At 69.1% G+C, this 25,445-nt stretch carries 24 protein-coding genes, 3 pseudogenes and 1 riboswitch; of the genes and pseudogenes, 18 read left to right on the top strand and 9 right to left on the bottom strand.

The annotated features are described in order from the left end of the window. Nucleotides 1-719: 719 nt before the first annotated feature. The 5 genes from OG361_RS02645 (at nucleotide 720) to OG361_RS02665 (ending at nucleotide 5,111) form a co-directional block, all read left to right on the top strand. Nucleotides 720-1,034: a transposase gene (locus tag OG361_RS02645; RefSeq protein ID WP_405851636.1), complete on the top strand. Its 315-nt coding sequence runs from the start codon at nucleotides 720-722 to the stop codon at nucleotides 1,032-1,034. 1,223 nt (nucleotides 1,035-2,257) lie between these two features. Next, a complete protein-coding gene (locus OG361_RS02650; RefSeq protein WP_405851637.1) occupies nucleotides 2,258-3,064 on the top strand; it encodes a response regulator transcription factor in 807 nt (268 codons plus the stop codon). A gap of 626 nt (nucleotides 3,065-3,690) precedes the next feature. After that, nucleotides 3,691-3,930: a transposase gene (locus OG361_RS02655; protein WP_405851638.1), complete on the top strand. Its 240-nt coding sequence runs from the start codon at nucleotides 3,691-3,693 to the stop codon at nucleotides 3,928-3,930. A gap of 22 nt (nucleotides 3,931-3,952) precedes the next feature. Then, entirely contained in the window at nucleotides 3,953-4,594 is a 642-nt protein-coding gene (locus OG361_RS02660) for a hypothetical protein (protein WP_405851639.1), read from the top strand. 265 nt (nucleotides 4,595-4,859) lie between these two features. After that, nucleotides 4,860-5,111 carry a hypothetical protein gene (locus tag OG361_RS02665; protein ID WP_405851640.1) on the top strand — a complete coding sequence of 84 codons (252 nt, stop codon included), beginning with the start codon at nucleotides 4,860-4,862 and terminating at the stop codon, nucleotides 5,109-5,111. Nucleotides 5,112-5,127: 16 nt separating this feature from the next. Here OG361_RS02665 and OG361_RS02670 read toward each other — a convergent pair. Further along, a pseudogene (locus tag OG361_RS02670) lies at nucleotides 5,128-5,310 on the bottom strand (ATP-binding protein); the annotation flags it as partial. A 5-nt stretch (nucleotides 5,311-5,315) separates the two neighbouring features. Continuing rightward, a pseudogene (locus OG361_RS02675) lies at nucleotides 5,316-5,667 on the bottom strand (IS21 family transposase); the annotation flags it as partial. 39 nt (nucleotides 5,668-5,706) lie between these two features. Here OG361_RS02675 and OG361_RS02680 point away from each other — a divergent pair. Together OG361_RS02680 and OG361_RS02685 are read left to right on the top strand one after the other, a co-directional pair. After that, nucleotides 5,707-5,775, top strand: a pseudogene (locus tag OG361_RS02680) (hypothetical protein); the annotation flags it as partial. Between the two features lie 200 nt (nucleotides 5,776-5,975). Further along, a complete protein-coding gene (locus tag OG361_RS02685; protein WP_405851641.1) occupies nucleotides 5,976-6,404 on the top strand; it encodes a transposase in 429 nt (142 codons plus the stop codon). A gap of 20 nt (nucleotides 6,405-6,424) precedes the next feature. Here OG361_RS02685 and OG361_RS02690 read toward each other — a convergent pair whose 3' ends face one another. The 4 genes from OG361_RS02690 to OG361_RS02705 are packed head-to-tail and all read right to left on the bottom strand — an operon-like array spanning nucleotide 6,425 to nucleotide 10,636. Continuing rightward, nucleotides 6,425-7,465: a hydroxyacid dehydrogenase gene (locus tag OG361_RS02690; RefSeq protein WP_405862024.1), complete on the bottom strand. Its 1,041-nt coding sequence runs from the start codon at nucleotides 7,463-7,465 to the stop codon at nucleotides 6,425-6,427. 38 nt (nucleotides 7,466-7,503) lie between these two features. Next, entirely contained in the window at nucleotides 7,504-8,355 is an 852-nt protein-coding gene (locus OG361_RS02695; protein WP_405851642.1) for a carbohydrate ABC transporter permease, read from the bottom strand. Continuing rightward, complete coding sequence (locus OG361_RS02700) at nucleotides 8,352-9,296, bottom strand: carbohydrate ABC transporter permease (RefSeq protein ID WP_405851643.1); 945 nt, start codon at nucleotides 9,294-9,296, stop codon at nucleotides 8,352-8,354. Before OG361_RS02700 ends, OG361_RS02695 begins: the two co-directional genes overlap by 4 nt. Then, nucleotides 9,293-10,636, bottom strand: a complete 1,344-nt coding sequence (locus tag OG361_RS02705) for an ABC transporter substrate-binding protein (RefSeq protein WP_405851644.1) — start codon at nucleotides 10,634-10,636, stop codon at nucleotides 9,293-9,295. Before OG361_RS02705 ends, OG361_RS02700 begins: the two co-directional genes overlap by 4 nt. 339 nt (nucleotides 10,637-10,975) lie before the next feature. On the opposite strand from OG361_RS02705, the gene OG361_RS02710 reads away from it, so the two are divergent. Together OG361_RS02710 and OG361_RS02715 are read left to right on the top strand one after the other, a co-directional pair. Further along, nucleotides 10,976-12,883 (top strand): DUF2264 domain-containing protein, encoded by a 1,908-nt coding sequence (locus OG361_RS02710; RefSeq protein WP_405851645.1) that lies wholly within the window; start codon nucleotides 10,976-10,978, stop codon nucleotides 12,881-12,883. A 7-nt stretch (nucleotides 12,884-12,890) separates the two neighbouring features. After that, the gene (locus OG361_RS02715; protein WP_405851646.1) at nucleotides 12,891-13,673 is read left to right on the top strand and encodes a sugar phosphate isomerase/epimerase family protein; all 783 of its coding nucleotides are present in this window, start codon (nucleotides 12,891-12,893) and stop codon (nucleotides 13,671-13,673) included. A gap of 68 nt (nucleotides 13,674-13,741) precedes the next feature. Here the strand turns inward: OG361_RS02715 and OG361_RS02720 are convergent, their stop codons facing one another. Then, nucleotides 13,742-14,830 (bottom strand): substrate-binding domain-containing protein, encoded by a 1,089-nt coding sequence (locus tag OG361_RS02720; RefSeq protein WP_405851647.1) that lies wholly within the window; start codon nucleotides 14,828-14,830, stop codon nucleotides 13,742-13,744. A gap of 265 nt (nucleotides 14,831-15,095) precedes the next feature. Here OG361_RS02720 and OG361_RS02725 point away from each other — a divergent pair, with 265 nt between their 5' ends. Both OG361_RS02725 and OG361_RS02730 read left to right on the top strand, forming a co-directional pair. Then, nucleotides 15,096-16,154, top strand: coding sequence for a substrate-binding domain-containing protein (locus OG361_RS02725; protein WP_405851649.1), 1,059 nt, complete (start codon nucleotides 15,096-15,098; stop codon nucleotides 16,152-16,154). A 169-nt stretch (nucleotides 16,155-16,323) separates the two neighbouring features. Beyond that, nucleotides 16,324-16,851 carry an ATP-binding protein gene (locus OG361_RS02730; RefSeq protein WP_405851650.1) on the top strand — a complete coding sequence of 176 codons (528 nt, stop codon included), beginning with the start codon at nucleotides 16,324-16,326 and terminating at the stop codon, nucleotides 16,849-16,851. Nucleotides 16,852-16,979: 128 nt separating this feature from the next. On the opposite strand, the gene OG361_RS02735 is transcribed toward OG361_RS02730, so the two are convergent. Next, on the bottom strand, nucleotides 16,980-18,482 hold the full coding sequence (locus OG361_RS02735) for a right-handed parallel beta-helix repeat-containing protein (protein ID WP_405851651.1): 1,503 nt from the start codon (nucleotides 18,480-18,482) through the stop codon (nucleotides 16,980-16,982). 730 nt (nucleotides 18,483-19,212) lie between these two features. Further along, complete coding sequence (locus OG361_RS02740; RefSeq protein ID WP_405851652.1) at nucleotides 19,213-19,608, bottom strand: hypothetical protein; 396 nt, start codon at nucleotides 19,606-19,608, stop codon at nucleotides 19,213-19,215. A 468-nt stretch (nucleotides 19,609-20,076) separates the two neighbouring features. On the opposite strand from OG361_RS02740, the gene dhaK reads away from it, so the two are divergent. The 7 genes from dhaK to OG361_RS02775 all read left to right on the top strand — a co-directional run bounded on the left by dhaK (nucleotide 20,077) and on the right by OG361_RS02775 (nucleotide 25,439). After that, nucleotides 20,077-21,069 carry a dihydroxyacetone kinase subunit DhaK gene (dhaK, locus tag OG361_RS02745; RefSeq protein ID WP_405851653.1) on the top strand — a complete coding sequence of 331 codons (993 nt, stop codon included), beginning with the start codon at nucleotides 20,077-20,079 and terminating at the stop codon, nucleotides 21,067-21,069. Between the two features lie 67 nt (nucleotides 21,070-21,136). Continuing rightward, nucleotides 21,137-21,757 (top strand): dihydroxyacetone kinase subunit DhaL, encoded by a 621-nt coding sequence (gene dhaL, locus OG361_RS02750; protein ID WP_405862026.1) that lies wholly within the window; start codon nucleotides 21,137-21,139, stop codon nucleotides 21,755-21,757. After that, nucleotides 21,754-22,164, top strand: coding sequence for a PTS-dependent dihydroxyacetone kinase phosphotransferase subunit DhaM (locus tag OG361_RS02755; protein ID WP_405851654.1), 411 nt, complete (start codon nucleotides 21,754-21,756; stop codon nucleotides 22,162-22,164). Before dhaL ends, OG361_RS02755 begins: the two co-directional genes overlap by 4 nt. A gap of 64 nt (nucleotides 22,165-22,228) precedes the next feature. Next, nucleotides 22,229-22,461, top strand: a riboswitch (cobalamin riboswitch). A 28-nt stretch (nucleotides 22,462-22,489) separates the two neighbouring features. Beyond that, nucleotides 22,490-23,188, top strand: coding sequence for an energy-coupling factor ABC transporter permease (locus tag OG361_RS02760; RefSeq protein WP_405851655.1), 699 nt, complete (start codon nucleotides 22,490-22,492; stop codon nucleotides 23,186-23,188). Further along, nucleotides 23,185-23,712: an energy-coupling factor ABC transporter substrate-binding protein gene (locus OG361_RS02765; protein ID WP_405851656.1), complete on the top strand. Its 528-nt coding sequence runs from the start codon at nucleotides 23,185-23,187 to the stop codon at nucleotides 23,710-23,712. The genes OG361_RS02760 and OG361_RS02765 overlap by 4 nt, the downstream gene beginning before the upstream one ends. A 6-nt stretch (nucleotides 23,713-23,718) precedes the next feature. After that, the gene (gene cbiQ, locus OG361_RS02770) at nucleotides 23,719-24,468 is read left to right on the top strand and encodes a cobalt ECF transporter T component CbiQ (protein WP_405851657.1); all 750 of its coding nucleotides are present in this window, start codon (nucleotides 23,719-23,721) and stop codon (nucleotides 24,466-24,468) included. Further along, nucleotides 24,465-25,439 (top strand): energy-coupling factor ABC transporter ATP-binding protein, encoded by a 975-nt coding sequence (locus tag OG361_RS02775; protein ID WP_405851659.1) that lies wholly within the window; start codon nucleotides 24,465-24,467, stop codon nucleotides 25,437-25,439. The genes cbiQ and OG361_RS02775 overlap by 4 nt, the downstream gene beginning before the upstream one ends. Nucleotides 25,440-25,445 lie beyond the last annotated feature (6 nt).

Below are 25,445 nucleotides of genomic sequence, written 5' to 3' on the forward strand. Positions count from 1 at the left end.
CTGACCGCAGGCCGCAATCTACTTGCACGCCTACAAGAGCGCTGCCAACGGCGCCATCGTCGACCTCTACGACTGCTCCGGCAACGACAACCAGCAGTGGCAACTGCCTGGCCGGCGCCAGGATCACCTCACTCACGCATACCGACCTGTGCATGGCCGAAGGCTGCAGTCCTCAGACGGCGTCCTTGCAGCGGCGCCGACGCCCGACAGAACTGCACCTGAAGCGGCCGCACCCCAGGGCTGTGGGCTGTCGGCCCGATGCACCGGGTCAGCGTGCCACACTGCACGGCCCGTTGAGGCAAGGCCCTTGGGCCACCCATGACGTGCTGGCCTGGTGGTTCGGCGTGGAACGTTCCACCGTCACCCGGACCCTCACCAAGGTGCGGCCCCTGCTCGCCGAGCCGGGGTGCACTGTCAGCCCGGATGTACGCCTGCGGACCCCGAGGTTGTCGACCTCGGCGCGAGCGGAAAGAGCGGCATCGTCGACGGCACGGAGTGCTGGTTTTCGGCAGCCCGCCGCCGGCCGCAAGGACCGGACAGGTTGATCTCGGGCAAGACCAAGCAGAACGCCGTCAAATCCATGGTGGTCATGGACGGCGTAGGGCACGTGCTGTGGAGCAGCCCAGTCCGCCCTGCAAGCGGCGGGCTTCACCCACGCCCCGCCAGTGAGGGCTGGTCATGCTCTTGGCCGACGGGCCCGCGGTCGAAACTCCTTACCTATGTCCGCTACCAGGGTCTGGGCGCGCATACAGGCGGCCGGGGGTGACACCTCGGCACCGCAAGCTCAGAAGAACGCCCCTGAGCGGTACGAGGAGATACGCGAGCGCCAGCGCAGGGCACGTTCCTCGCGCCGTATCCGGGTGGAGCACGGCATCGCGCACCTCGAGAACTGGCGGGCCCTGACCCGCCACCGCCACCGCTGCCGCCACCGCTGCCGCTGCCGCTGCGGGCAGGCGAGCGACACCATGCAGGCTGTCGCCAGCCTGTGGTCCCACGGGCAGACCGTGGACCTGAGCCCGCCAGGGCAGACGTGAACGCGGACTTCACCGAATTCTTCTGACGCCTCACCGCCTACCGCGCCCGAGCCCGTTAGAGGTGGAAAGTCCGTCCTGCCGTGCGGAGTTACCAGCGGACGGCCCCCGTCGTACAGCACGGGTACGCATCTCTTCACCCCTTAGCATCGATTGATCATTTGATCATTTGATCCGTTCGTCTTGACTCTGATCAACGATGAGGCTCACGATGTCCGAAAGCCAGCTCCGGTCGGGCTCTCCGACAGCCACTCTCCCCCCACCCCCGCCCTACCACCCGCTGCTTCCAGGAGCCCTGCATGCGTGGTCCCCATCTCGCAGCCGTGTCGGCGAAACGTGCCACTACCGCGCCAGCCCTCCATCCCACTCGCCTGCTCATCGGCCGAAGTGGCCGTCGCCGCCTCCTCCGCATCACACCCCAGCTCCCAAGCCGGCCTCGAGAAGTTCCATTCCGGCGGCAAGGGCGGCTACGTCAGATCTCCGAAACGCTGAACGTCGGCTCCGATGCATGGCGGCCACCGCCCACTCGCCGGAGCCTCGGCGCCACTCGACCTGCCTGGTCCCCGCCTCCCCGGAGCACCCCAAATCGGCCGAGTGGCTGCCCTGTTCGTCAGCTTCCGTGCCGATGGAGGCATTACCTTCCTGGAAGAACGCCTACGAAATACACGGATCGCACATTTTCCATTGGCCACCCAATGACCTTCCTCCCCCTCCGTAGCGCAGTCGCTATTTCCTCGATCAATGTCGACTACCGGCCGAAGTATTGAAAACCATCCCTCCCGGCCCTTAGGACCAAGAACTCTCGAACCACATATTCCCGGCACATTAACTACGGAACGGCACCATGTCCTTTCGGAATCGGAGCATCACGCTCCCCCCTCCCATGCACAACCGGACCGGCACCAGGTCCCGGGGGCAGGCTCTGGACAAGCGGGCGATCCGCGTCCCACCACAGGGCTCCGCGAGGCGGCATTGGCCCTCGGCCGGACAGAGTGGGCCACCAGCCGCTCGTACGTGCCGTGCGGGCGCGACCGCCACATGCACGGTCCGACGCCTCGAACTTTCGAACCCTCGACCCCTTCGGCGGCAAATCGACTGCAATATGCGGGCGCAAGGGGCCCGCACAGCGAGCTACGTGGAAGCCAAGGAAGCGCCATAATTCGACTCCGAGTGCGTGGTGTAACACTGGGCACTCGCATCACTGAATCGGGACAGCGCGGGTTCCGATGTCCACGGCCGACCCGACCGCCACCAGGATCACCGGAATGGGAGATGGCCGTGAGCGACAACCGAATCAGAAATTACCGAAGAAGAATGGATCCGAGACGGTGTACCCCCATGCGAGCGTCCTTGTGGTAGAGGACGACGCGACTGTACGAGCGCATCTCCTGGAGGTACTGACCTCCCACGGACATGCAGTGCGAAGTGTCGGCGACGGCTTCAGCGCGTTTCGTGAGGTGTCCCGTGCCGGTCTGGACGCCGTAGTCCTCGATCTACCGTTGCCGGACATCGACGGCGGCGACGCGCTGCGCATGATCCGCAGCATCTCACAGGTCCCGGTGCTGGTCGCCACGGCTTGCGACGAGGACGAGGAGATCGTCAACCTCCTCAACGCGGGAGCTGACGACTGCCTCGTCAAGCCTTTCTCCGGCGGGCAGTTGGCGGCGCGCCTCGGAGCGGTGTTGCGGCGGGCCCAGCTGTCCCGATCGGCTGCTGGGCCGGAGTCGGCGGCTTCCGTCGCGGTCGGCGATCTGCAGATTGACCGACTCGCCCGGACGGCCTCCCTCGGCGAGCTCGAACTACGACTGACGCGAAGGGAGTTCGACCTTCTCTGGTTTCTCGCTCAGCACGCCGGCCAAGTCGTCTCCAAACGAAGGATCCTCACCGAAGTCTGGCGCGAACCTTACATCGATGACCAGACCATCGACGTGCACCTCTGCGCGTTGCGCCGCAAGCTCGGCGAGCGAGGTACCCGCCCGCACTATCTTCAGACGGTGCGCGGGGTGGGTATCAAGATGGTAGCTCCCCGATGAGGCGGTCCCTGTCGCCATCAGCCCTGGTCATCACCTGCGGGATCTCGTTCATTCTCCTGATGTCGTTGAGCGTGCTCGTGGTCCGCCAGGCGCGTGCCCAGAGCATCGCCGCGGCCGAGCACCGGGCTGCGGCGCTGGCGCCCGTAGTTGCACTGAACACCAGGTGTCGGCGTACTCGCCTATGTGGCTCTGGCAAGAATTTCGTAGCCGGAGGTCATCTCGATGACACGGTCTTTGATGTCTCTGATACTGGTGTGGCGGTTCTCGCCCGTACGAGGTCCGGTGTTCCCGTACGAGGTCCGGTGTTCCCGTACGAGGTCCGGTGTTCCCGCAGGACGTACGAGATGCAGCCGGCTCAGCGATTGGTGCCACAGCCGCTACGTGCGGCGCCTCTCCGACGTCTCTCTTGGGGGCCGACCCGTGCGCATCGACTTGTCCATACGCCGTCTGTACTGCGAAAACGCGACGTGCCCGAAGGTGACCTTCGCAGAACAGGTGCCGGGGTTGACCGTGCGTTACCAGCGGCGGACACCACAATTGCAGCGCCTGGTGGAGGACGTCGGGGTGGTGCTGGCTGGCCGGGGCGGTTCCCGGATGCTTCGGACCCTGAACGTCAGGCTCCCCGGGTGCTGGGGGTGGACGACTCCGCGCTCTACGGCGATACCTACGGCACCCTTTTGGTCGACGCCACCACCCGGCTCCCGCTCACACTCTGGGAAGGGCGCGACGCCGAACAGTTCAGCATGTGGCTCCGCGAGCACCCCAGTGTCGAGGTCGCCTGCCGCGACGGCTCCCTCACTTACCGGCAGGGCATCGCGGGCGGCGCCCCTGATGCCGTGCAGGTCAGCGACCGTTTCCACCTTTGACCGGGCCCACACCTGGCAGGAGATGATGCGTCGCCCACCCCGCAAGCCTTCCAGCCTGGATCCCTATCTGGACTACCTGCAACAACGCTGGGACGAGGGCCAGCACAGCGCGAAGATCCTGCACGAGGAACTCCAGGTCAAGGGCTACCTCGGCAACTACCAACGCGTGAAAATGGCCGTCGCACCCCTCAGAAAGAGCCTGCCCCTGGACGAACCACGCGAGCGACCGCCCTCCCCTCGCGAGGCCGCCCGCTGGATCACCACCCACCCGCACCGCCGCAATCTTCACATCAACGACCGCCTGCCCCGACTCCTTGACCACTGCCCTGAACTCAGCCAGGCTCACGATCTCGTCCGCCGGTTTGCCGCCATGCTCGACAACCGCGACGCGACACCCCTCCCGGGCTGGCTGAACGTCCTCGCAAACAGCGGCCTGGTCTCTCTCGTCGGCCTCGCCAAAGCCCTGTGTGAAGACCAGCATGCCGTCACCCAGGGAATCACCACTCACAACTCCGGTGTCAACGAGGGCCGCATCACCGACGTCAAGCTGCAAAAACGCCTGATGGCCGGACGCGCCGGCGTCCCTCTCCTCCGCCACCACGTCGTTCTGATCGCCCACCTCCGCCGCCGCTATGCGGACCGGCCGACCGTGTCATCGAGATGATCTCCGGCTACGAAATTCTTGCCAGAGCCGCCTATGTGCAGAGCCGCGTACGGATCAACGTGCAGAGCAAGGAGACCTGTGAAGCACGAGCGTCATTGTTCGAGATGATGGGGCGGTGTCTCTTCGCTACTTCAATCGGACCGGCTGGACCGCGATCTTCAATGGCACCGACACCGAGATCGGCCGCATGGTGCGTGTATAGGGCTGGGACCAGGCGACCGGGACAGCTCTGGTCGTCGATCCCAAGCGTGGCGCCCTGCGTCCGGTGACGGACTACGAGGACTTCTCCCACTTGGAGCGAGCCGACCAGGTCGTGGCCGCGGTGCCTGGTGGAGGGTGGCGGGTGCACTGGAAGAACGAGGGCCCAGGGGGAACGCCGCTGACGGAAGAGGTACTGGCCTGGCTCATCACGTCGCAGGGGCGGGCGACGGCCATCACGGTCGATGCCCAGGGGCATGTCGAGGATGCTGATGGCGCCGATGCCTTCATCCCGCCGGGCGAGGGCCCGGTGTCTTGATCGCAGCCGGTCAGGCCACGTTGTCGTCGAGGCTGGTGAAGTAGATCGAGTAGCCGGCCCGGCAGGCTGCGACCGCCACTGCGACGGCGATGTGCGTCTTGCCGACCCCCGGCGGCCCGAGCAGGGCCGCGTTCGCCTTGCCCTCGTCGAGCGTCTTGTGGTGTGGCAGCCGGGAGAGCCGCAGGCCCTGGCGGAAACGGGCCTGGCGAACCCGACCGCTTCTGGGTGCAGCGGGACCGTCTCGCCTGGAGTGACGTGGCGTCGGACAACGGGTCTTGGTCCGGTCGTGGACGATCGTCATCGGCACCCCGCCGGGGTGTGCGAACGCGCGGCGGTGGCAGTCGAAGAAGGTCTGCAAGTCCTGGCTGGTGGTGAAGCAGCAGAACGGGTCGCGCGAGTACGACAGCGTCACCCCAGTCCACTTGGGAATGGGCGCCGGGGATGACCTCAAAGCAGCGGTGCATGCCCGCCACCTCGTTCGGGGTGATGCGAGTTCCTCGGCGATCCGGGGCCGGACCTCCCGAACGTAGAGCTTGGTTCGCTGGTACCGCAGGGTGGAAGGACGCAGGACGCGCCTGATGAGTGGCTGTTCGCCGTGACCATCTACGCGCTTGTGTCCGGCTGTGCCTGGCGGGCTCTATCGCCCTGCTTCGGGACATCGAAGTCGACCGCCCGCCGCCGGTTCCTGATCTGGTCGAAAGCCGGAGTGTGGGGCCGGCTGCATGAGGAGATCCTGCACCGCCTCGACGACGCCGGTCTGCTCGATCCCTCCCGAGCGGTCCTCAACTCGGCCCGCGTGAGGGCGAAATGGGGGGCGGCCTCGCAGGGCCGAGCCTTGCGGACCGGGGTAAGGAGGGTTCCAAGATGCACGTCCTGTCGGACGCGAACGGACTGCCTCTCCTCGTCGGCCTCGGCCGCCGACACCCACGACAGCCAAGCTCTGATGCCCATGGCGCTCGGTCACCACACGAGACACGCCCCCAACGCGGCCGTCATTTCAAGCCCCAGCGCCTGCACGCCGACAAGGCCTACGACATACCTGAACTGCGGAAATGGCTACGCAGCAAGCTCATCGGCGTCCGCATTGCACGCCAGGGCATCGAGTCCAGTGAACGACTCGGGCGCCGCAGGTGGGTGATCGAGCGGACCAGGTCCTGGCTCACCGGATGCCGCCGACTCAACCACCGCTACGAGCGCCACCCCCGCAACTACCCGGCCTTCTCGGTCTCGCCGCTTCCCTGTGCTGCTACAAACGGCTCCTCCGCCTCACCACCTGGGACACGGTCATGGTGAGGGGTGGCGAGGCGTGTTGTTCAGGCAGTGCGGTGCACATCGTCTGCGAGGACGGGGTGGGCGAAGGGCCGGCCGGTGCTCCACAGGGCGAGTTCATCCGCGGCGGCGGCGGCCATCCGGTGGAGTTCCCGCCCGAGCGAGCCGGCGACGTGCGGCGTGAGCACGACGTTCGGCAGGTCGTAGAGCGGGGAGTCGGCGGGCAGCACCTCGGGGACGGTGACGTCGATGACGGCGTTGAGTCGCCCGGAGGTGAGTTCGCTGATCAGGGCGTCCTGGTCGACGAGGGAGCCGCGGGAGGTGTTGATCAGAGTGCTGCCGTCCCGCATCAGGGCGAGCCGACGGTCGTTGATCAGGTGGCGGGTGTCCGGTAGCTCGGGAGCGTGCACGCTCACCACGTCGGAGGTGGCGCACAGCTCGTCGAGACCGACGGCGCGGGCACCCAGACGGGCTGCCTCGGCAGGGGGCACGTACGGGTCGTGCAGCACCAGGTCGAGGTCGTGCGGGCGCAGCAGTTCCAGAACACGACGGCCGATGCGGGAGGCGCCGATGATGCCCACGGTGCGCCGGTAGTTGCCCGCGTCGGCGTAGGCGCCCTGCCAGTCGTGGGAGGACCGGCGATCGCGGTAGTCCTCACGGATGCGGATGAGCTGCTTGTTCGCGAGCAGGACGGCGACGACGGTGTACTCGGCGACCGGCAGGGCGTTGGCCCAGGCCGCGGAGGCGACCTCGATGCCCCGCTCCCAGCAGGCGTCGGTGATGTGGTGCTTGACCGATCCCGCGGCATGGATGACAGCCCGCAGCTTGGGCGCGGCGGCCAGCACGCTCTCGTCGATCGGCGGACAGCCCCAGCCGGAGAGGACGACTTCCGCGTCTGCCAGCGCGGCCAAGGCCTCGGGGGTGGTGAAGTCGTCGAGGACCAGGCCGGGGTCGAGCTCGGCCAGTGCCGTGAGCCGGGCCATGGTGTGCTCGTCGATCAGTCGCCCTGCGAGCTCCGGGTGCATGGCGAGGACGACGCGGGGACGGCGCACCGCCCTGTCGTCGGTGGGCAGCGGGTCGGGCATGGAGTTCTCCTCCTCGGTGACGGCGCAGAAACTGGGGCTCATTTGACGCTCCCCGCGGTGAGACCGGCCTTCCAGTGCCGCTGGAGAAGGATGAAGGCAAGGACCAGCGGGACGACGGCGAGCAGTGCGCCGATGACGACCAGCGGGTAGTACTCGGGAAACGCCTTGGTCTGGACGTTCCACGTGAACAGCCCCAGGCTGACCGGGAACAGCTTGTTGTCGGAGAGCATCACCAACGGCAGGAAGAAGTTGTTCCAGATAGCCGTGAACTGGAACAACAGCACGGTGACGAACCCCGGCATGACCATGCGCAGACCGATCGACCAGAAGATGCGCAGCTCCCCCGCGCCGTCCATGCGCGCGGCCTCCAGTACTTCGCCCGGAACGTAGCCGGCACAAAAGACACGGGAGAGGTAGACGCCGAAGGGGTTGACCAGAGAAGGGAGGAGTACGGCCCAGTAGGTATTGACGATGCCCACCTCGGAGGCGAGCAGGTACATCGGCAGGGCGAGCGCGGTGGTCGGCACCATGACACCGACCAGGACCAAGCCGAACACCTTCTCCTTACCGGGGAAGGAGTAGACGTGGAAGACGTACCCGGCGGCGACGCAGATCAGGGCGCACAGCAGCGCGCCCAGCCCGGCGTAGAGCAGGGAGTTGGCGAACCAACGGAAGTAGATTCCGTCGCCGGCGGCGGCCAGGTCGCCGAGGTTCTTACCTAGGTTGAGGTTCTCCAAGGTCAGGGCGTTCCCGCCGAGCAGGTCGGCGGTGTTCTTGGCCGCGGCGGTGAGCAGCCAGCCGAGTGGCAGCAGGGTGTAGGCGGTGGCCAGCACGAGCGCACCGTTGACGGCGGTCTTGGACAGGCTCCAGTGGCGGCGGGGGCTGCTCATGAGGCGGCCTCCTTACGGCGTTCGGAGCGGGACCGGGAGATCCGGGTGACGACGAAGGACAGCACTGCGGCGGCGACCGCGAGCAGCACCGAGGACGCGGCGGCAAGGCCGTAGTCGCTGCGCTCGAAGGCGGCGGTGTAGGCGTACATATTGGGGGTCCAGGTGGAGGTGACGCCCGGGGCCGTCCCGTGGAGGATCATGGGTTCGGTGAAGAGCTGGAGTGATCCGATGACGGTGAACAGGCCGACCATGGCGAGGGAGGCGCGGATCAGCGGGACCTTGATGCTGAGCGCGGTGCGCAGCGGGCCGGCGCCGTCGACGACGGCGGCTTCGAGTACCTCGCGCGGGATGGCCTGGAGGGCCGCGTAGAAGATGACCACGTTGTAGCCGGTCCACTGCCACAGGGCCATGTTGACCACGGCGGGCAGCGGGTGGCCGAGCGGGTCGGGCTGGGTGCCGAGGGCTTCCAGCGCGTCGAGGACCGGGCTGATGCCGGGGGTGTACAGGTACATCCAGATCAGCGCGGCGATGATGCCGGGAACGGCGTGCGGGATGAACAGGGCGAGCTGGAAGAACCGCTTGGCACGGGCCAGTGCGGAGTCCAGTACCAGAGCCAGCACGAGGGCGAGACCGACCATCACGGGGATGTACAGCAGGCAGTACTGGGCGATGGTCAGGAACCCGTCGCGGAATCCCTTGTCCTCCAGGGCGCGAGTGTAGTTGCCCAGGCCGGTGAAGACGGTCTCGGTGCCGCCGAAGCCGAGGCCGCCGCGCTGCTCGGTGTACAGGCTGAGGTAGATCGCGTAGCCGATCGGCACGAGGGTGCAGGCTGTGAACAGGGTCAGGAACGGGGCGAGGAGTACGGCGGGTGCCCCGTACCGCCCGCGCCGCCGGAGGGCGACGGCGCCGGGCGTTTCGGTGCGGGTGTGTCGGGTCGTCACCGGGCGACCTTCAGACCGCGGGTCTCGAACTCGTCCAGAGTGTTTCGCTGGGCGGTGGTGAGGGCGTCATCGATGGTTCCGGTCTTCCCTGCGACCTTGCCGAAGGAGTCCTTGAGCGATCCGTTGGTGACGCCCATGGCCGGACCCCAGGCCCAGCCGGGCCTGATGGACTTGGCGGCGTCCGTGTACACGCTGTAGATGTCCTGCCCGCCGTAGAAGTCGGTGTTGAACGCCTGCTTGGCGACCGGGATGAGCGCGGTGGCGGCGGGGTACGAGGAGGAGCTGCCGGAGGCGATGCGGGCCTTGATGCCCTCGGGCGTGGTGGTGGCCCAGGTGGCGAACTCGACAGCGGCCTTGGCCTTCTTGCTGTCCTTTGACACGGCGAAGGTGGTGCCGCCGAGCATGCCGCTGGCGGGCTTTCCGTCCCAGGTGGGCATGGGGGCGACGGCCCAGTTGCCGCTCATGTCGCGGGTGGTGCCGAGGTTGGCCTTGAGGACACCGGCGCCCCATGAGGCGCCCAGGTAGCCGGCGGTCTCGCCCTGCTGGAGCGAGGCGGTCCACTGCTGGCTGAAGGAAGGCTGGACCTGGACCAGGTCGTCGTCGATCAGCTTCTGCCAGTACGCGGAGACCTTGTCGGTCTCGGGACCGGTCAGGTTCACCTTCCACGCGTCGTTCTCGGCGGTGAACCAGCGGGCGCCGCCCTGCCAGGCCATCGCCTCGAAGGTCGTGGGATCGTCGGGGAAGAACGTGGCGATCCGGGTCTTCGGCTGGGCGGTCTTGAGCTTCTGGGCGGCCGTGCGGAACTCGCCCCATGTCTTGGGCACCGTGATGCCGGCCTTTTTGAAGAGGTCCTTGCGGTAGTAGAACGCCTGAGGCGCGACGTCCAGGGGCAGGGCCCAGGTCTTGCCGTCGAGGGAGGTCAGCTCGGTCGCCTGAGGCAGGTACTTGGCCTTGAGGTCGGCGTCGACGAGCCCACTGATGTCCTGGACGGCGCCCTGGCTGACGAAGTCGGGCAGCTGCGGGTACTCGACGTTGAAGACGTCCGGCGCGTTGCCGGCCTTGATCGCGTTGGAGATCTTGGCGTAGCCGCCGGCGTTGCCGGAGGGGATCTCCTCGAACTTGATCCGGATGTCCGGGTGGTCCGCGTTGAAGGCGGTGACGACTTCCTGAGTGCCCTTGGCCCAGCCCCAGAACGTGAGGGTGACCGGCTTGCCGTCTTCGGCGGAGGTGCTGCCGCCGCCGCTGCCGCAGGCGGCGAGGGCGGTCCCGCACAGGGCGGCGACGGTGACGGCGGCGCTGGCGCGGAGAGCTCTGCGACGGGAGAACACGAGTGAGCGCATGGCACGGCTCCTAGAGGGAGGTCACGGGTTCCGGAGAGGTCGGCCCCTGTTTCAGGAACGTGAACGGAGGTCGACTGGCAGCCATCCTGAGCAGATGCTTGATCAGAGTCAATAGGTTGGGATCAAATGATCGATATGATCGAACTATCGATCGTCGCCCGCAGCCCCTCAAGTGTGGCTCTGAACTGGGCTTGTCGCCATAGTTGCCGCGACATTCCCGGGACATTACGATCTGATCAAGCAGTTCATTTGATCTAATCGCCTTGACGAATGATCAGTCGGTTTCTAGATTCCGCCAGGGACATCCGCCCACCGGCCCTACCGACGAAGGACGCACCCATGCCACTACCCCCGGAAGACCGACACCTCAGCCCGCGCACGGGCTGGACCAGGGCGCACTGGGAAGCGGTGGCCGACGACCTGCTCACCGCCGTCCGCCCCTACGCCAGCCCGGCCCACGCGCTGATCAATCTGCCCGGCACCCGGCCGAGCTGGTCAGGCCGCCGATCCGACGGGCTGGAAGGCTACGCCCGGACCTTTCTCCCCGCCGCCCTGCGCATCGCCGGAGCGGGCGGCGCCGACCCCCATGGCCTGCTGGAGCGGTACGCGGACGGACTCGACGCCGGGACCCGCACCCCCACCTCGGAGCGGGACATGGCCGACGGCGACCGCGAGTCCTGGCCGCTGATCACCGACCGGGGCCAAGCCATGGTCGAGGCCGCCTCCATCGCCTTCGCGCTTCGCCTCACCCGGCCCTGGCTCTGGGACCGCCTGGACAGCGGTGTTCGTGAACGGGTCGGCCGCTGGCTTACGGGCGCCCTGCACCACGCCCCCAACGACAACAACTGGTGGCTCTTTCCGCTCTCCGTCGGCGGATTCCTCGCCGAGGCGGGCATCGAGGAGAAGGACGCCCGAGCCGCCGTCCGTCAGGGCCTGGAGAAGATCGACCAGTGGTACCTCGGTCATGGCTGGTACACCGACGGCCGCCCTCGCGCCTTTGACCACTACAACGGCTGGGCCCTGCACCTCTACCCGGTCCTGCACGCCCACCTCGCCGGGGACAAGGCGGTCCTCGCCCAGTACGGAAGCCGACTCGCGAGTCATATCGCCGGCTACGCACACACTTTCGGAGCCGACGGCGCCCCCATACACCAGGGCCGCTCCCTCACCTACCGCTTCGCCGCCACCTCATCCCTGTGGGCCGGTGCGCTCACGGGCCACACTCCGCTGCCGCCCGGCGCCACCCGCCGCCTCGCCTCCGGAGCGCTGCGCTATTTCCTGGACCGCGGCGCCGTCGACGAGAACGGCTTGCTCACCCTCGGCTGGCACGGCCCCGAACCCCGGCTCATCCAGCCCTACTCCGGCCCCGCCTCCCCCTACTGGGCGGGCAGCGGCTTCCTCGGCCTGCTGCTGTCCCCCGAGGACCCGGTATGGACTGACCGGGAGGAGCTCGCCCCCGTAGAGACCGGCGACACCGTGCTCGCCCTGCCTCAGCCGGGCTGGCTGGTGCAGTCGACCGCCGCTGACGGACTAGTTCGCCTCCACAACCACGGCAGCGACGACCAGCCAGCCGACCATGTGCAGCCCGACAATCCGCACTACGCGCGCCTGGCCCACTCCACCGCCACCGGCCCCACCCACGAGGGCACCGCCGACAACCACCTCGCGCTGCTCGTCGGCGGCGAGCCCACCGAACGCGGCAGGATCCACCCGCTCGGAGCCGGACCCGGCTGGGCCGCGTCCACCTGGCGACCCCACGCCGCCGGCCACGAGCTGCCCGGTGTCACGGTCACCTCGCTCACCGTCGCTCACGGCCCCGACGAGGTTCGTCTCCACCTGGTCACCGGCGCCGAGCCGGGCACCGAAGTCCGCCACGGCGGGTGGGCCGTCGCCGGCACGACCGTAGAGGCGGGCCCCGGCGCCGTCGCACGCGCCGACGGACGCCTCACCAGCGAACTCATCGGCCTGCACGGCTTCACCACCGCCGGGACCGTGCCCGTCCCCGGCGGCACCGCCTACGGCATCGAAGCGGCCCTGCCCGTTCTCACCGGTGCACTCCCCGAGGGCACCGCCCTGCTGGCCTGCGCCGCCAGGCTCACCGCCGCGACCAGCCCGTCCCCGCTCACCGATCTGGGTCTCACCGCCCGGCCCGGCGCCCCCTGCCACCTGGGCGTGCGCTGGACCGACGGCTCCATCTGGGAGATCCGCATCGATACCGGCACCGTCTCCGTCACCCCTCTGAACTGAGATCCGTATGCCCCTCGCCCTCTCCACCCTCGGCCTCCCCGGCACTCCCCTCGACCAGGTGGTCGGCCTCGCCGCCGACCACGGCTGGAACGGACTGGAACTCCGCTGCTCCTCCGACCAGCCCATCCGCCTCCAGCTCGATCCCGGCCAGCGTCAGCACGCCGCCCGGACCTTCGCCCGTGCCGGCGTCGTGCCGCTCACCCTCGCCTCGTACATCGGCGTCGCGGCACCGGGGCCCGACGGGCCCGTCGTCGACGACCTGCTCGCCCATCTCCGGCTCGCCGCCGACCTCGGCTGCCGCTATCTGCGGGTCTTCCCGCACGGCGGCCCCGGCGCCCTCGGCACGGCCGACGCCAGGGCCGTCCGCCGACTGCGAGAGGTCGCCGGCCAGGCGGCACTGCTCGGCGTCCGCATACTCGTCGAGACGCACGACTCACACCGGTCCGCCACCGTCCTCGCCGGCCTGCTCGACCAGGTCGGCCACCCTGCGATCGGGGCCGTCTGGGACCTCCTGCACACCTGGCTGGCGGACGAGACCCCCACCGAAGCAGGCCGCGTACTCGCTCCCCATCTGGGTTACGCGCAGGTCAAGGACATCGCTTCCGCCGGCGACCTCACCCCGATCATCCTCGGCGACGGCGTCCTGCCGATCGCCGAATGCCTACGGCTCCTGCCCCGCAGGAGCTGGGTCGCATGGGAGTACGAGGCACCCTGGCACCCCCGGGCCGCCCCACTGGCACCGCAGCTTCGCGCAGGCGCCGAGTACCTCACAGGCCTCCGCTCCGAATGACGCAGGCCCTTGGCACGACTGCCCGCCCAATCACGCCATGAACGGGCGGGCAGCGCACAGGCGCCGGGTCAGCCACCGCAGGAGGTGCGCACCCGCAGCGTGGGCAGCAGGGAGGTGCGGTGGACCGGCAGCTCGGCGCCTGAGGTGAGACGTCGCAGCAGCAGCTCGAACGCGGCCTCGCCCACGGCCCGCTTGGGCGGTGCGACGGCCGTCAGCGGCGGGGCGGCCAACGCGGCGAACACATCGTCATAGGCGATCAGGGCCACGTCACGGGGAACCGCGAGGCCGAGAGAACGCAGCAGAGGCGGCAGCTGTATGGCGTCCTGGTCATTGTGGACGAGCACCGCCCGAGTGCCCGCCGCGGCTGCGTCAGCGATCTGCCGGGCCAGCCGTCCGGGGCTGGACGGCACCCCTTCGTCGCCGAATGTGTCGAGCACGGGCAGGGATTCCATGCCCAGCAGCCGCATGCCCTCCACGTACCCGGCACGTACCTCTTCGGCCGTCCACGAGTCGCTGCGGGCGGCCAGCACCACGCTGCGGTGGCCGAGCCCGGCAAAGTGCCGCAGGGCGCGCAGCACGCCGTCGCGATGATCCGAGCCGACCGCGTCCAGCTGCGAGCCGGGACCGTCCGGAGTGGGGGAGCGACGCTCCACCAGGACGGCGGGCACCAGCAGTGCGTCGAGCCACGCGCAATCGTCCGCCGTCGTGCCCGGCAGCAGACCAGGAGCGAGGAGGACGCCCTCGGCGCCCGCCTCGAGGAGCCGGTCGACCTGCACCCGGTCGTCGCCCGTCCCGTACGGCGCGATGCCGAGCACCAGCCGTACCCCCGCGGCGGTGGCGGCCGAACGAACGCCCGCGATGACCTCGTCGAAGTAGGAGCCCACAGAAGGCACCAGCAGTCCGACCGTTCGACCGGTCGCCGTACCGCCCGGACCCGGTAAGCGATCAGAACCCGGGCGCTCCAGCGAGACAAAACCGTGCGAGCGAGTGAGCCGCCCCGCGTCGGCCAGCACCGTGGCATCCCGACGGACCGTGACCGCTGGGATACCAAGCCTGACGGCGAGGTCGGTCAGGCGAACCTGGCCGCCGAGTTCACCGATGGCCGTCACGATGAGCCTGCGGCGCTCTTCCCCCGAAATACCCACCCTGTCCTCCATCAGTCAGCCCCGCGCGGCTATTCACCTAGCAAGCGATCGAAAAGTATCATTCGATCGAAGTGCGATCAACTGATTTGGGGGTTTGCGTTTTCCGCCGTCGGCTTTCCGCCACGCGCGGACCAGCAGTAAGGCTCGGACGGGCCTATGGTGCCGCACCACCGAGGGCTCAGCGGTCGATAGATCGGATCCAGATCGAATGGTAGATTTCTGACCAACCGGGGCCGGAGCCCTTGCTCCGGGCGGACAGCGTGGGCAGGAGAGTGTCATGTCGATCTCGGCCGACGATCGCCGAGCCCGGATCCTGGCAGAAGTGCAGAAGCTCGGCTCGGTCCGCGTGGTCGAGCTCGCGGAGCGGCTCGCCCTTCCCGCCGTCACCGTCCGACGCGACGTCGCAGCCCTCGCCGACTCCGGCATGGTCCGCAGATCCCACGGTTCGGTGTCCGTGGCAACCCGGCAAGACGAGCAGGCCGCGGACGGACCAGCCCTGGGCTTGCTCGTACCGTCGGTCGGACAGTACTTCGACGAGGTCATCGCGGGCGCACGGGACGCGGCCGGCCGTGCGGGCACACACCTCGTCCTCGGCATCTCCTCCTACAAGGCCAGCATCGACCAGGCCCAGGTCGAGCAACTGCTCAAGTCCGGCGTCGAAGGGCTCCTCCTCGCCCCCAACTGGCTCCCCGCCGACCGCCCGGGCGACCAGGACTGGGTCAAGGAGCTCCCGGTACCCGCCGTCCTGGTCGAGCGCCGCCCTGCCCTGGGCAGTCCGGCCGCGGAACTCGACTCGGTCTCCTCCGATCACCGCCACGGTGTACTCGCGGCTCTGCGCCATCTGGCCGCCCTCGGGCGCGAGCGCGTCGCCCTCGTCGCCCGCCGAGACACCTGGACCGCCCACCAGGTCCGCCTGGGCTACGCCGACGGCTGCGAACTGCTGGACCTGCCGGCTGAGCCCGTCATCGACAGCATCTCCCCCCAGACGGACGCGAACAAGGTCGCGGATCGGCTCGCCGAGGCATGCGAGGGCGGCGCGCGGGCAGCCCTTATCCACAACGACCAGGACGCCATCCAACTGCTCCCTCTCCTGCGCGCACGAGGACTGCGGGTGCCCGAGGACCTGGCGGTCATCAGTTACGACGACGTGTTCGCCGCCCTGGGAGCCCCGCCGCTGACCGCGGTCGCCCCGCCGAAGAAGGCCGTGGGGGCCGAAGCGGTCGCGCTGCTCCTCCGGCGCATGTCGAGCAGCGTCACCACCCCCGTCCCCATCCAGCACGTGCAGCTGCTGCCCGAACTGACGGTCCGCGAGTCCTGCGGTGACGCAGCAGGCTGAGAAGCGGTAAACCTGTATCAATCTCCAGAACATAGGTCATTCGATCCAAATAGTTGATTTCGATCAAATGACCTGCTTACGGTGGGGTCACAACGCGCCTTCGGTGACATACCGGCCTCCGGTTCCCTGATCCCTCGTGCGCGGTCCTCCGGCTCCTGAAGGAGTCATCATGAGCTCTCCCCAGTTCTCAGTGGCACTGACTCCTGCGGAAACCTCGGAGGAGATCCACCACCGGCCGGGCCGCGTCAGTGTCGCCGTCGTCCCCTCACTGCCGGCATCGGTTTCGCACCTCAGGCGTCTCGTGCGCCAGGAGGCAAGGCGCTGGCTACTGCCAGAGGACGTGGAGGAGACGCTGCAGCTCGTCGTCAGCGAGCTGGCCGGCAACGTGGTCCTGCACAGCGCAAGTCCGTACATCGCCCTGCTCCTGAGGACCGAGGCCGGTGTGCTGATCGTCAAGGTCAGGGACGGAGGCCGGTGGGGTGACGGCTCCCCCTCCACCGCGCGCGAGGACGACGACTGCTACGGGCGGGGCCTGCTCCTCGTCGACGCCATGGTCGCCCGGCTCCAGGTCGTCCGTACCGGGACCGGCAGTGAGGTGGTCGCCGAGATCGACATGCCGACGGCAGCCGTCCCGGGGCGACGGACCGCCGAACAGCGTCTCGAGGTCCAGGTCGGACGTACGAGCGAACTGCCGTGATCCACTGAAGGTCGTCCTTCGGGAGCTCGCGCGTCGGCGCCGGGCCTGCGTGGCCGGAGGGCGGTACACGCCGACGGACGATGCCGGCCGGGGCCCAGCGGGCCCCGGCCGGCATCGTCAGGTGTTGCCTACAGTCCGGGGCCGTTGTAGGCACCTCGGTGGGGCTTGGCGGTCGAGGAGACGGGGTTGCCCCAGTAGTCCCGGCCTCCGTTTCCGGGGATCACGGTGCCGTTGTTGAGACCGGGCGAGGTCGACTTCAGCTTGTAGCCGTCGACGGAGTAGATCGTGTCGCCGCCGCTTCCCGGGTTCATGAACATCGGGTCACCGGCGATGCCGTTCGCGGTCGGCTTGGGCACGCCCTGGAAGACGTTCCACAGCCAGGTGACGCCGACCGTGGGCAGGCTCGAGTCGCTCGTGCCCACCCAGATGTTGTTCTCGACGAGGCTTTCCTCCGGCAGGGTGATGTTGAACTTCTTATCCGTGCAGTAGATGACGTTGTTGTACATGTGCAGCGCGGAGAGGCCGGCGCTGACGCTGCTCATGCGGCAGTCGTTCTCGGAGATGTTGTAGCGGATGACCTGCTTGGCGCCGCCGACGGTGCCGCAACCGTCGCAGTCGAGGAAGAACCCGCCGATGTTGTCGCGGCTGAAGTTGTACTGGATGAGGCAGGTGCCCGTGTTGCCCCAGTCGCAGTCGAAGGCCTGACTGTCGGCGACGGACATCCTGGTGATGCCGTACACGGCGTTCTTCTGCATGGTCGGGTTGTGACTGCCCAGAACCCAGATCCCGGCGAAATTGCCGCCTGAGAACGGGTACACCCCGTTGCCGACTCCCGAGGCGACGTTGTACTGGATCATCGGCGCGTTCGCGAAGCTGGCGATGATGCCGTCGCCGCCGACGTCCCTGATGGTGTTGTTCTCGATGCGGACGTCGGTCCCCTGGTTCGTCATGGAGCCGACGCGGATCTTGAGACCGCCTCCGCCGGTGTTGGTCACCGTGTTGTGGTGGATGTAGACGTCGCTGAGCTTCGAGCCGGTGCCGGTCGCACCGGTGACGATGCCGGCAGACTGCACGAAGTCCTCGGTCGTCGTCCCTGACTTCTTCGTCTGCCCCGCGACCCGGTCGATGACCAGATTGCCGATGTCGAAGCCGGTGTGCGACTGGTTGTCCGTCGCGGAGATACGCAGACCGGTGCGGCGAGCGAGAGAGGACGCCGGGTTGGTCAGCTTCAGGTTGCTGACCTTCCAATGGTCCTGATTGGTCAGGGTGACAGCACTTGCCGCGCCGTCACCGTTGATCACCGGCAGCGCGCCGGTACCGTACTGCGTGATGGTGATGGGAGCGGCCTCGGTCCCGCTGCCTTGGGGCGCGAGGGTCCCCGTACAGGTCGTGCCGGAGGCGAAGGCGAGCGTGTCGCCCGGGGCGTACGTCTCGGCGTTCACCTGGGACAGGCTGTTGTAGGGGGACGCCTGACTGCCGTCACCCGATGCCGAGCGGGAACAGTCGACGTACGTGGTCGTGCCTGCGGCCATGGCCACCTGCCCTGGCAGCACCGCCGTACCGACGAGGGCAAGGGAGATGGCCAGAAGCCCTCCGCCGAGGGCCTGCCGTCGCTTCGTAGTGGTTCTCATGATTCGTACACACCTCTCTGGGGGCGGGGAGTGGCCAGAAAGTAGGCGCAGAGATGTGATCAAGTCAAGAGATGTTTATCGATCGATCACATATGCTCAATCATTGATCTAATGATCACTGCGTCTCGGATGTGCGGTTCCTTGATTGCAGAGGCTCATCTACTCACGTTGTCGAGCACCTCTGACTTCCTGGACTCCACCGCACGGTGTCTGCACTGGAGCAGAGCCGATCACTCTGCCGTTCAGCACCTTCGAAACGGTGAGCAGATTGGTGAAACCCGCACGTAGCCGTGGTTGCGGTGTCGGGGTACTCCGGGCATCGTCGGCGGGGTCGGCTGGAACCCGATCAGGGGGCTCGTCGTCTCATGCGTCGTCCAGACGGCGCGCCTGCGGTGGTGGTGGAGCAGCCAGGTTGGACGAGGGGATGAGGTTAGCGCCAGTCGCGTCGCGGGAGCAGTCGCCGAAGGCAATCTGCAGCTTGGCCCGTGCCTGGATGACACAGTGAAGAAGTGGTCTGGGCCGAGGAATGCTCCGGTCGGCAAGGTCGAACTACCGCACCTCACCCCGGGTGAGGGGACCAGCATGGCGGCGTACAAGGGGCGCCGGCCGTTGGGGCGCGCGGGTTCGAGCGGTTCTACGGCTTCCTCGGCTGCGAGTCGAGCTGCTGATATCCGGATCTGGTTCACGACAACCACCAGGTCGAGCCGCCGACCACACCCGAAGAGGCGCATCACATCTTCCTGGCGGAGCGATCCGGCGCCACCACTCGCTCGGCTTCCGCTTCGCGCAGGATCGGCTTCACATCACTCGTCTTGAGAGGTCCGACGAGGATGCGATCCGCCTGCTCCTGACGGTCGAGAGGAGGAGCGGGTACACCCGGAAGGGGCGCCCCGGTACAGAACACTTCCGCCGTCTCACGAGTCCAGAACCGGGCAACGATGTCCGCCTGGTAGCGGAGAAAGTCGTTGATCTGTTCAGCACCCCACAGGTCCAGCTCGAGGTCCTCGTGCTCCCCTTGGAGAGCAGCCAGTTCGTCAGCCAGCTGAATACGCTCAGTGGAGGCGGAAGTGGCGATGATCAGATGGCCGGCCCCGAACGGTCGCCTTCCGCCCGTGAACGTCTCCACGACCTTCCGCAGGTCCCCCGCAGTGAACTCCTGGTAGTCCTTGCATTGGACGACGACGAATCGGCCGTCCACATCCCGGCCGGCAAGGTCGATGCCGTGCTGAACCTGCCCCTGTACGCCGTAGCGGCGAAACCTGATCCCTCGGATGGCGAGGACGCGACTCGAGGACGCGACTCAAGACCGCGAGCATCAGCTTCTCAGCCTGAATCACCCCGATCCGGCTGATGACGCACCGGTGCGCGCTCGCGACCTCGCGTCGATAATTGCGCCATGCTGCGCATTCGCAAAGCTCATCCACGCGATCTCGATCTGACACGCCATCAGGGAAGTCGGCATTGGGTCAGCATCAGTACCGCACGAAACCGCCCTTCGCCGCCACGGACCGCCGAGATCGACACATCGCGTCACATGCTCTGACCTGCAAAAACCCTGCTCAGCCACTTGCCTGCTAATCGCTAGGAGGTATCCGTGAGGATGCTGATCAATGTCCCCGAGACCGTCGTGGCCGACGCGCTGCGTGGCATGGCAGCCGCTCATCCCGAGCTGACCGTGGACGTGGAGCGGCGGATCGTGGTGCGGCGGGACGCGCCCGTGGCCGGGAAGGTGGCCCTCGTGTCCGGGGGCGGGTCCGGGCACGAGCCCCTGCACGGGGGGTTCGTCGGGCCCGGGATGCTCGCGGCGGCCTGTCCCGGGGAGGTCTTCACCTCGCCCGTGCCCGATCAGATGGTGCGGGCCGCTGCCGCCGTCGACAGTGGCGCCGGGGTCCTGTTCGTCGTCAAGAACTACACCGGTGACGTGCTCAACTTCGAGATGGCCGCCGAGCTGGCCGAGGACGAGGGCATCCGGGTCGCGAAGGTCCTCGTCGACGACGACGTGGCGGTGACGGACAGTCTCTACACGGCGGGGCGGCGCGGGACCGGCGGCACCCTGTTCGTGGAGAAGATCGCGGGGGCCGCCGCCGAGGAGGGCGCCCCGCTGGAGCGGGTGGAGGCGATCGCCCGCGCGGTCGACGAGCGGTCCCGGTCCTTCGGGGTGGCGCTGAGCGCGTGCACCACCCCCGCCAAGGGCAGCCCCACCTTCGATCTCCCGGAGGGCGAGCTGGAGTTGGGCGTCGGCATCCACGGCGAGCCCGGCCGCGAGCGGCGCGCCATGATGACCTCGCGGGAGATCGCGGACTACGCGGTCGACGTCGTGGTCGAGGACCTGCGCCCCTCCGGGCCGGTGCTCGCGCTGGTCAACGGAATGGGCGGGACCCCGCTCCTGGAGCTGTACGGCTTCAACGCCGAGGTGCAGCGGGTGCTCGGCGAGCGCCGGATTCCGGTGGCCAGGACGCTGGTCGGCAACTACGTGACCTCGCTCGACATGGCCGGCTGCTCGGTGACCCTGTGCGAGGTGGACGAGGAGCTCCTGCGCCTGTGGGACGCGCCCGTGCAGACGCCCGCGCTGCGCTGGGGCCGGTAAGACGGCGGATGAAGGAACGGCGTGGGATGGGGAACCTGATGGAGAACGGGGTGGAGAGGTGACCGGGTTGACGGAGACGTACGGCGCGGAGTTCCTGGTGCGCTGGCTGGAGGCGACGGCCGCGGCCGTCGACCGGGAGGCCGACCGGCTCACCGAGCTGGACTCGGCGATCGGTGACGCCGACCACGGGGTCAATCTGAAGCGCGGGTTCGCCGCCGTGACGGAGCTCCTGGCGAAGGAGCCGCCCGCCACGCCGGGTGCGGTGCTCGTCACCGCCGGGCGGCAGTTGATCTCCACCGTGGGCGGGGCTTCGGGACCGTTGTACGGGACGCTGCTGCGCCGCGCCGGCAAGGCGCTGGGCGAGGAGGAGCACGTCAGCAGGGAGCGGCTGGCCGAGGCGTTCGGCGCCGGGGTCGCCGCCGTGTCCCAGCTGGGCGGCGCCCAGGTGGGCGACAAGACGATGCTGGACGCGCTCGTCCCGGCCGTGGAGGCGCTGCGGGGCTCCTTCGGGGCGGCGCGCGCGGCGGCCGAGGAGGGCGCCCTCGCGACCGTACCCCTCCAGGCCCGCAAGGGCAGGGCCAGTTATCTCGGGGAGCGGTCGATCGGGCATCAGGACCCGGGGGCGACCTCGTCGGCGCTGCTCTTCGCGGAGCTCGAAGGGGCGGCCCGGGCGGAGGGGGGCTCGTGAGCGCGGCGGCGCCGGTCGGCATCGTGCTGGTCTCGCACAGCGCGGCGGTCGCGGCCTCGGTGGCGGCGCTGGCGCAGGGACTCGCGGGCGGCGGCGGGACCGCGCCGATCCTCCCGGCGGGTGGCCTTCCCGACGGCGGTCTGGGGACGAGCGCCGAGCTGATCTCCGCGGCGGCGAAGGATGTCGACCGCGGAGCCGGGGTGGCGCTCCTCGTCGATCTGGGCAGCGCGGTGCTGACTGTGAAGGCGATGCTCGCCGAAGGCGACGAACTGCCCGATGGCGCCCGCCTGGTGGACGCGCCGTTCGTCGAGGGCGCGGTCGCGGCGCTGGTGACGGCGAGCGCCGGCGGGGACCTCGACGCGGTGGTCGCCGCGGCCTCGGAGGCGTACGCCTATCGCAAGGAGTGAGCGGGGGCGCATGGGTGCGGAGTGAGTGCGCGGAGTGACCGAAAGGCCGCACCGGGTGGCGACCGTGTTGTGATGTACCTGGTCAAAGCACTAGTGTCGCAGGGCCTTGGTGTTCGGGAAACCGGTGCGGTACCGGTGCGGCCCTCGCCACTGTGATCGGGAGTTCCGGCTCCACACCCGGGGGAAACACCTCGGGGAAGCCACTGGACCGTCGCGGGAGACCGCCGCGGTGTGGGAAGGCGGAGCCGGGACGTATGACCGTCAGCCAGGAGACCGGCCAGGGTGCGTTGTCCATCCACGAGGTGCTGGAGAGGGTCTCCCGACCATGCATATAGCCGAGGGGTACCTGCCCCCCGCTCACGCCGCCGCCTGGGGCGTCGCGGCAGCTCCGTTCGTCGTCCACGGGGTCCGCGCGCTCACCCGCGAGGTGCGGTCCAACCCCGAGTCCACCCTGCTGCTGGGCGCCTCCGGCGCCTTCACCTTCGTCCTCTCCGCGCTCAAGCTCCCCTCGGTGACGGGCAGTTGCTCACATCCGACGGGTACGGGGCTGGGCGCGATCCTGTTCCGGCCGCCGATCATGGCGGTCCTGGGGACGATCACCCTGCTCTTCCAGGCCCTGTTGCTCGCGCACGGCGGGCTCACCACGCTCGGCGCGAACGCCTTCTCGATGGCGATCGTCGGGCCGTGGGCGGGGTACGGGACCTACCTGCTGGTGCGCCGGTTCGGTGCGCCGCTGATGGTCGCCGTCTTCTTCGGCGCGTTCGTCGCCGATCTGTCCACCTACTGCGTCACGAGCGTCCAGCTCGCGCTGGCCTTCCCCGACCAGGGCAGCGGCGTGATGGGCGCCCTGGCCAAGTTCGGCGGCATCTTCGCCGTGACGCAGATTCCGCTGGCGGTGAGCGAGGGCCTGCTCACCGTGCTCGTGATGCGGCTGCTCACGCAGTCGAGCAAGGGCGAGCTGGCCCGGCTGGGCGTCCTGGCCCGGCCCGCCGCGAAGCGACGCGAGGAGGCGACCGCGCGATGAGCTTCACCGTCAGCCGGAACACGAAGATCAACGCCCTGCTGCTGCTCGTCGTCGCCGCGCTCGCGGTGCTGCCGCTCGCGCTGGGGCTCGGGGACCACAAGGAGGAGCCCTTCACCGGGTCGGACGCGGAGGCGGAGACCGCGATCACGGAGCTCCAGCCGGAGTACGAGCCGTGGTTCAGCCCCTTGTACGAGCCGCCGTCCGGGGAGATCGAGTCGGCGCTGTTCGCCCTCCAGGCGGCGCTGGGCGCAGGTGTCCTCGCGTACTACTTCGGCGTGCGGCGCGGACGCCGGCAGGGCGAGGCCCATGCCGAGGCGAAGGCGGCGCGGGCGGCCGACGGGGCGGGGACGGGGACGGGGACGGCCGAGGGGGCGGGGACTACCGGCGACGCCGACACGCCGGTGCCCGTGCCGGCGCCCGTCGCGGTGCCGGTAGCCGTGGCGCCCGAACGGACCGAAGCGCACGAGGTGTCCGGTGCGTCCGAAGCGCCCGACGCTCCCCCGGTCGACGGCAAGGGCGCGTAGTCGCCGATGCTGCCGATCGACGCGGCTGCGCACAGCAGTCGCTGGCGCCGCCGCCATCCCGTCGAGAAGGCCCTGCTCGGCTTCGGTCTGACGCTGTGCGCGATCTCCCTGCCGCCATGGCCCGGCGCGGTGCTCGTGGCGGCGGCCACGCTCGTGGTGCTGCTCGGCCCGGCCGGGGTGGCGGGCCGTCAGCTGTGGCGGGCGTTCCGCGTCCCGCTCGGCTTCTGCGTCACCGGAGCGGTGCCGCTCCTCTTCGAGGTGGGCGGGGCGCGCGGGTTCGTGGCTCTGGCGCCCGGCGGGCCCGTCCACGCGGGTGAGCTGCTGCTGCGGACCGCTTCGGCCTCGCTGGGCGTGCTCCTCTTCGCGTTCACGACGCCCGTCTCCGACGTGCTGCCCCGGCTCGTCCGTGCGGGGGTTCCGGCCCCCGTGGTGGACGTGGCGCTCGTGATGTACCGGATCATCTTCCTGCTGCTCGACTCGCTGTCCAAGATCCGGCAGGCCCAGGCGGCCCGCCTCGGGCACACGACCCGGGCGGCGACCTGGCGTTCGCTCGCCGGGCTCGGCGCGACCGCGTTCGTCCGTGCCTTCGACCGGGCGCAGCGGCTCCAGTCGGGGCTCGCCGGGCGCGGTTACGACGGGACGCTGCGGGTCCTGGTCCCCTCGGCGGCGGTCTCCCGCCGGTTCCTCGCGGCGGCCGCCGCGCTGCTCTGTGGGCTCGTCGCCCTGACCCTCGTACTGGAAAGGCTCCTGCCGTGACACCTCCGACGACGTCGCCGGCTCCCGTGGTGGAGCTGGTCGAGGCGGGTTTCGCCTACGAGGACGGGCCGGCGGTCCTGTCGGGCGTGGACTTCTCGGTGCCGGAGGGGCGGGCGATCGCGCTCCTCGGACGGAACGGCAGCGGCAAGACGACGCTGCTGCGGCTGCTCAGCGGGGGGCTGCGGTGCGGGAGCGGATCCCTGCTCCTGGACGGGGCGGAGGTCTCGTACGACCGAAAGGGTCTGACGAGGCTGCGGACCACCGTGCAGCTCGTGGTGCAGGACCCGGACGACCAGCTCTTCGCGGCCTCGGTCGGGCAGGACGTGTCGTTCGGTCCGATGAACCTGGGGCTGCCCGAGGAGGAGGTACGGCTCCGGGTGCGGGAGGCCCTGGAGGCGCTCGACATCGTGGCCCTGGAGGACCGGCCGACGCATCTGCTGTCGTACGGGCAGCGCAAGCGGGCCGCGATCGCGGGCGCGGTGGCGATGCGGCCCCGGGTGCTGATCATGGACGAGCCGACGGCCGGACTCGACCCGCACGGGCAGGAGCGGCTCCTCGACGCCCTCGGGCGGCTCCGCGCGTCGGGTACGACGGTGGTGATGGCGACGCACGACGTGGATCTCGCGCTGCGCTGGGCGGACGAGGCGGCGGTGCTCTCGCCCGCCGGCCTGCGGACCGGGCCGGTCGCCGAGCTCCTCGCCGACGACGAGCTGCTCGACGCGGCACGGCTGCGACGGCCCTGGGGCACGTCCGTGGCCCGGCTGCTCCGCACCCACGGGCTGCTCACCCCGGGCGTGCCCGAGCCGCGCACGCCGGAGGAGCTGGACGCCTGGCTGAGCGGGGGCGACCCGGTGGGCGCGGGGCCGGTGGGCGCCGGGCCGGCGGGCGCTTGGCCGATGGGTGCCGGGTCGGCGGGTGCCGGGCCGGTGGGCGGGGGCGGCGCCGGCTCCCCCTCGCTTGCTACCGAGTAGTAGACA

The organism is Streptomyces sp. NBC_00090 (assembly GCF_045160815.1).
Lineage (GTDB): Bacteria > Actinomycetota > Actinomycetes > Streptomycetales > Streptomycetaceae > Streptomyces.